Source organism: Thermoanaerobaculia bacterium (genome assembly GCA_035260525.1).
Classification (GTDB): domain Bacteria; phylum Acidobacteriota; class Thermoanaerobaculia; order UBA5066; family DATFVB01; genus DATFVB01.
This window is the reverse complement of the sequence record DATFVB010000122.1, coordinates 1-5,300: the sequence shown is the minus strand read 5'-3', so window position 1 is coordinate 5,300 and position 5,300 is coordinate 1. Positions and strand designations below refer to the sequence as shown.

4 protein-coding genes are annotated in these 5,300 nt (G+C 70.5%); 2 read left to right on the top strand and 2 right to left on the bottom strand.

Annotation, left to right across the window (positions count from 1 at the left end):
- The coding region (locus tag VKH46_05870) for a molybdopterin cofactor-binding domain-containing protein (GenBank protein ID HKB70352.1) at window positions 1-1,600 on the top strand (1,600 nt) is incomplete at its 5' end.
- A gap of 10 nt (window positions 1,601-1,610) precedes the next feature.
- Here the strand turns inward: VKH46_05870 and VKH46_05865 are convergent.
- Together VKH46_05865 and VKH46_05860 are read right to left on the bottom strand one after the other, a co-directional pair.
- Entirely contained in the window at window positions 1,611-3,755 is a 2,145-nt protein-coding gene (locus VKH46_05865; GenBank protein ID HKB70351.1) for a molybdopterin cofactor-binding domain-containing protein, read from the bottom strand.
- Window positions 3,752-4,225 (bottom strand): (2Fe-2S)-binding protein, encoded by a 474-nt coding sequence (locus VKH46_05860; GenBank protein HKB70350.1) that lies wholly within the window; start codon window positions 4,223-4,225, stop codon window positions 3,752-3,754. The genes VKH46_05865 and VKH46_05860 overlap by 4 nt, the downstream gene beginning before the upstream one ends.
- 120 nt (window positions 4,226-4,345) lie before the next feature.
- Here VKH46_05860 and VKH46_05855 point away from each other — a divergent pair.
- Window positions 4,346-5,300, top strand: a 955-nt coding sequence (locus VKH46_05855) for an XdhC family protein (GenBank protein HKB70349.1), incomplete at its 3' end; no start/stop codon positions are given.

Sequence of the window (5,300 nt, the reverse complement as noted above, 5' to 3'; positions counted from 1 at the left end):
CGGCGGCAAGATGGAGCTGCGCTCCTGGGACGTGTGTGCGGCCGTCCTCGCCCGCCTTCTCGGGAAGCCCGTGAAGTTCACGCTCACGCGCGAGGAGGAGCTCTCGGCGGGGCGGCGGCGGCACGCGGTGCGGATCTGGTCGCGCGTCGGCTTCCGGAAGGACGGGACCCTGATGGCCAAGGAGTGCCGGGCGCTCCTCGACGGGGGCGCCTACAACAGCATGGGGCCGACCGCGACGTTCCTGATCGGCAACTTCGGGGCCTTCCTCTACCGGTTCCCGGCCTACCGCTACGAGGGGCTCCACGTCTACACCAACAACGCCCCGGCGGGCGCCATGCGCGGCCTCGGCGCCCCGCAGGCTCTCTTCGCGACGGAGAGCCAGATGAACGCGGCCGCCGAAGACCTCGGCATCGATCCGATCGAGCTTCGCCTGCGCAACGCCATGCGGCCGGGCGACGAGATCCCCGGCATCGCGACGGTCTCGACGTGCGCGTTTTCCGAGTGCCTCGAGGAGGTCGCCCGGCGGACCGAATGGAAGGCCCGGCGCGCGCGGAAGACCCCGGGTCGGGGAATCGGGATCGGCTGCTACAGCTTCATCACCGGCGGGGTCTTCAACTGGTTCGACACGCACTATCCCTTCAGCGCGGCCGAGATCCGGGCGTACTCCGACGGCACGGTCCATCTCCTCACGATGGCCGCCGACATCGGGCAGGGGTCGGACACGGTGCTCACGCAGATCGTCGCCGAGGAGCTCGGCCTTCCGATGAAGGACGTCCGGCTCACGTCGGCGGACACGGCGATGACGCCGCAGGCGGACGTGGGCACGTGGGGGAGCCGCGTGACGCTCATGGCGGGCAACGCGGTCCTCGCGGCGGCGGCGCAGATCAAGGCGGAGCTCTTCCGCATGGTGTCTCTCAAGTTCGACCTGAACGTCATCCACGAAATGGAATGCAAGGAGGGGATGGTCCGCGCGAAGAATCGTCCGGACCGGGGAATCCGCTTCGGCGAGGCCGTGGCGATGTTGCAGAAGGCCAACCGCGGCGAGCCCCTGGTCGTCCGCGGGACCTACACCCCCCGCGACATGGGGCTCGTCACGCCGACCTTCAGCTTCGGCGCCCAGGTCGTGGAAGTCGACGTCGACCGCGAGACCGGCCTCGTGAAGGTCGAGAAGATCGTCACGGCGCACGATTGCGGGCGGGCCCTGAACCCGATGGCCGTCGAGGGCCAGGTGGAGGGATGCGTCCAGATGGGGCTCGGATACGCGCTGTCGGAACAGGTCGTCGTCCGGGAAGGCCGCACGCTGAACGCGAACTTCCTCGACTACAAGATGCCGGGCGCGCTCGACATGCCCGAGTGCGAGCTGTACCCGGTCGAGGTCCTGGAGCCCCGCGGCCCCTTCGGCGCGAAGGAGACGGGAGAAGGGCCCGTCTCTCCCACGGCGCCGGCCATCGCCGACGCGGTGTGGCACGCGACGGGGTTCCGGGCGCGGGCGCTGCCGATCACTCCCGAGAGGCTCCTCGACGGGCTCGACGCGGCGGCCGGAACGCCGAAGAAGGAGCAGCTCACGGAGTCCGTCGGGCCGTCCTGCGGGATGGAGTGAGCCTCCGGATTCAGGCGCTCCGCTGGACCGCGCCCTTTCCTTCGGCGATCGCCTGCTTGACGCGGTCGGGCGTCATCGGCAGCCGGTAGAGGCGGGCGCCGACCGCGTCGAAGACGGCATTGGCCATCACGGCTCCGGTCGCGACGATCGCCGGCTCTCCTCCGCCCTGCGGGGCGAGGTCGTCGTTCTTCACGAGGACGGTCTCGATCGACGGCACCCAGGAAAAGCGGGGCAGCTCGTAGCTGTCGAAGTTCCGGTCGAGGATCTCTCCGCCGCGGAAGCGGAGCTCCTCGGCGAACGTGTACCCGAGGCCCATCGTCACGGAACCTTCCATCTGCATCTTCGCGCCGTCGGGATTGACCACCGTTCCCATGTCCTGGGCGACCACGATCCGCGAGACCTTCACCTTTCCGCTCGCCCGGTCGACCTTCACCTGCGCCATGAGCGCGACGTCGGATCCGGCGTCGGCGCTGCAGGCGACGGCGCGCCCCTGCCCGCTCGGACCGGGCGCTCGCTTCCATCCGAACGCGTCGGCGGCGGCCTGGAGCACCTTGCGCATTCTCGCGTCGCTCGTGTTCCGAAGTCGGAACTCGAGCGGGTCGGCGCGCGCCGCCGCCGCCATGACGTCGATCTGGGACTCGCGGGCGAAGACGTTCATGTTGGCGCCGGGAGCTCGCCACGGGCCGACGGCGAAGGGATGGACGCTCTGTCCCGCGCCCGCCTTGCCGTACACCGTGCGTCCGGACGAGCGGATCCGGGCGTTCGGGACGTCGTAGAAGAGGTCGGCCGAGCGCGAACCCGCCGCGTAAACGGTGTAATCCCACAGCGTGATCTTCCCGTCGCGGTCGATCGCGGAGACGATCTGGACGACGGAGGCCGGGTCGAAGGTGTCGTAGAAGAACTCTTCCGCGCGCGTCCACGACACCTGTACCGGGCGCCCGGTGATCTGCGCGAGGCGCGCGGCTTCGACGGCCTGGCGGTCGGCGCTCTTCCCGCCGAAGCCCCCTCCGACGTAGGGCGTGATGACGCGGACGTTCTTCGCGTCGAGCTCGAGCGCCTCGGCGACGCGGTCGCGCGTCGGAAACGGGGTCTGGGTCGAGGCCCACACGGTCGCTTTGCCGTCTTTCACCTCCGCGAGCGCGGCGTGGGGCTCCATCGGCGCGTGGGCGACGTAGCCCTTGCGGTACGTGGTCTCGAACACCCTCGCCGCGGCCGCGCGCGCGCCCGCGAGATCGCCGCGATTGAGCTGCTCCTGCGGCGGCGGCGACGTTTTTACGACGTGGTCGAAAATGTTCTCCGGGTCGCGCGGGTCGTCGGGCTTTTTCCACTCGGCGTGGACGGCCTCGAGCGCCCGCGCGGCCGCTTCCCGATCCTCGTGCAGAACGGCGACGAGATCGTCTCGTTCGACGACCGTGACTCCGGGCAACGTCCGGGCCGCCGAGAGATCGATTTTCGCCGCGACCGCCTCGTGCGCGGGCGGGCGCAGGATTCGCGCGTGGAGCATTCCCGGCACGCGAATGTCGGCCGCGTAGCGGGCTTGCCCCGTCACCTTTTCGCGGCCGTCGAGCCGTTTCGGTGAACGGCCCATCAGCTTGAACTCGGAGACCTTGCGCAGGACGGCCTTCTCCCCGATCAACCGCGAGATCCGCTGGCCGCGGGCGAGCTCGCCGTAGGTGACGCGGCGGGAGCGGTCACCGGCGACGGAAACCACGCCGTCTTCGACGACGAGCTTTCCCTTCGGGACGCCGAGCTTTCGGGCCGCCATCCCGACGAGCACCGCGCGCGCTTGGGCGGCGGCGGCGCGAAGCGCCGGGCCGAACATCCGGGTCGTCAGCGACCCGAACGTTCCGCGGTCCCACGGGCACTGGTCGGTGTCGCCGAGGACCATCGTGACCGATGCGAGCGCGACCCCGAGCTCTTCGGCCGCCATCTGGGCCTGCGAGGTCATCACTCCCTGGCCCATCTCGATCTTCCCGGAGAAGACGGTGACCTTGCCGTCCGGGTCGATCCGGAGGTAGGCGTTGACGTCCTCGGGATAGACGCGGTCGCGGTTCTGCGCGAGGAGCTCGGAGGGACGGAGGCTCACGAGCACGACGACGCCTCCGCCGAGGAGCTCGACGAAGCGGCGGCGGTCGATCCCGGCCGCGGCGCTCACGACCGCGCCCCCGCGCGCGACGCCTGTTCGATCGCGGCGAGGATCCTCTGGTGCGCTCCGCACCGGCAGAGATTTCCTTCCATGCCTTCGACGATCTCGGCGCGGGAAGGATGGGGCCGCTTGTGGAGCAGCGCCGCGGCGTTCATGAGCATCCCGGACGTGCAGTAGCCGCACTGGAAGCCGCCCTGGTCGATGAAGGCTTCCTGGAGGGGGTGCGGCGCGCCGCCGGCGGCGAGACCCTCGATCGTCGTCACGTCTTTCCCCTGGATCTCCTTCACGGCCGTCTGGCACGACCGCACCGCCTCGCTGCCGATCATCACGGTGCACGCGCCGCAGACTCCCTCGCCGCAGCCGTACTTCGTGCCGGTCAGGGCGAGGTCGCCGCGCAGCACCCAGAGGAGCGTGCGGGCGTCGTCGGTGTCGAGGGTAGTCGGCCGCCCGTTGAGTCGGAAGCGGATCGAAGTCTTCATGCGAGCCTCCTTCCCGGGCGGAACCGGTCGAAAGAAGAATGCTACGCCCCGACTCGCCGCGCCGGCAAGGGCCCGCCGCCCGGAGAGGTCGCCTTCCGTCGTTGTGGCAAACTGGACTCCGTGGCGAGCGCCGTCGAGATCCTCGCGATCGTCCGCCTGGCCCGGCAGTGCGCCTCCGATGGCGTCCCCGCCGTCCTCGCCCGGCTCGTGTCGGTCGAAGGCTCCCACTACCGGAAGCCGGGGGCCCGCATGCTCCTCGCCCGGGACGGCCGTTCGGCGGGAGCCATCAGCGCCGGCTGCCTCGAGGCCGACCTCCGCGAGCGGCTTCCCGGCGTCCTCTCGAGCGGGCGTGCCGAGATCGTGGAATACGACTCCCGGACGTTCGAGGACCTCGTGTGGGGACTGGGGTCCGGATGCAACGGGCGCGTGCGCATCCTGCTGTCTCCGCTGACGGCATCGCTCCGGGAAGCGCTCGAACGCGCAGGGGCGACGCTTTCGGGAGGCGCGGCCGTGCGCCTCTCGACGGTCGTTCTGGCGCCGGCCGGCTCGGACCGTCCGGCGGGGGAGGTCCGCCTCCTCGCGGCGGGGGAGTCGATACCGGAAGAGGACGGCGCCGAGGTGATCGTCGAGGAGATCCCTCCTCCGATATCGCTCCTCATCGCGGGTTGCGGTTCGGACGCCGTCCCCGTCGCGCGAATGGCGGCGGAGCTGGGATGGACGGTCTCCGTTCTCGCGGACCACGATCTCTCGTTCGTGCTCGAACGGTTCGCGGGTCTCCCGGTCGCCCATGCGGGCGGAAACGCGTCGGCGTCGGCGGTTCCGGTCCATCCGCGCAGCGCCGCCGTGGTCATGTCGCACAGCTTCGCGGACGACGCCGCGGCGCTCGCGGCTCTCCTGCCGCGCGGGTTCCCTTACCTCGGCGTCCTCGGGCCCCGTGAGCGGACGCGGCGGCTGCTCGCGTCGTGCGGCGGCTCCGAAGCGGCGGAGATCCATTCGCCGGCGGGATTGAATCTCGGTGCCGAGACCGCCGAGGAGATCGCGCTTTCGATCGTCGCGGAGATCCAGGCGACGCTCA

Bases quoted from the DNA above. Each gene is read 5' to 3' on its own strand.
- VKH46_05860 (HKB70350.1), bottom strand. From the start codon at position 4,225: ATGAAGACTTCGATCCGCTTCCGACTCAACGGGCGGCCGACTACCCTC.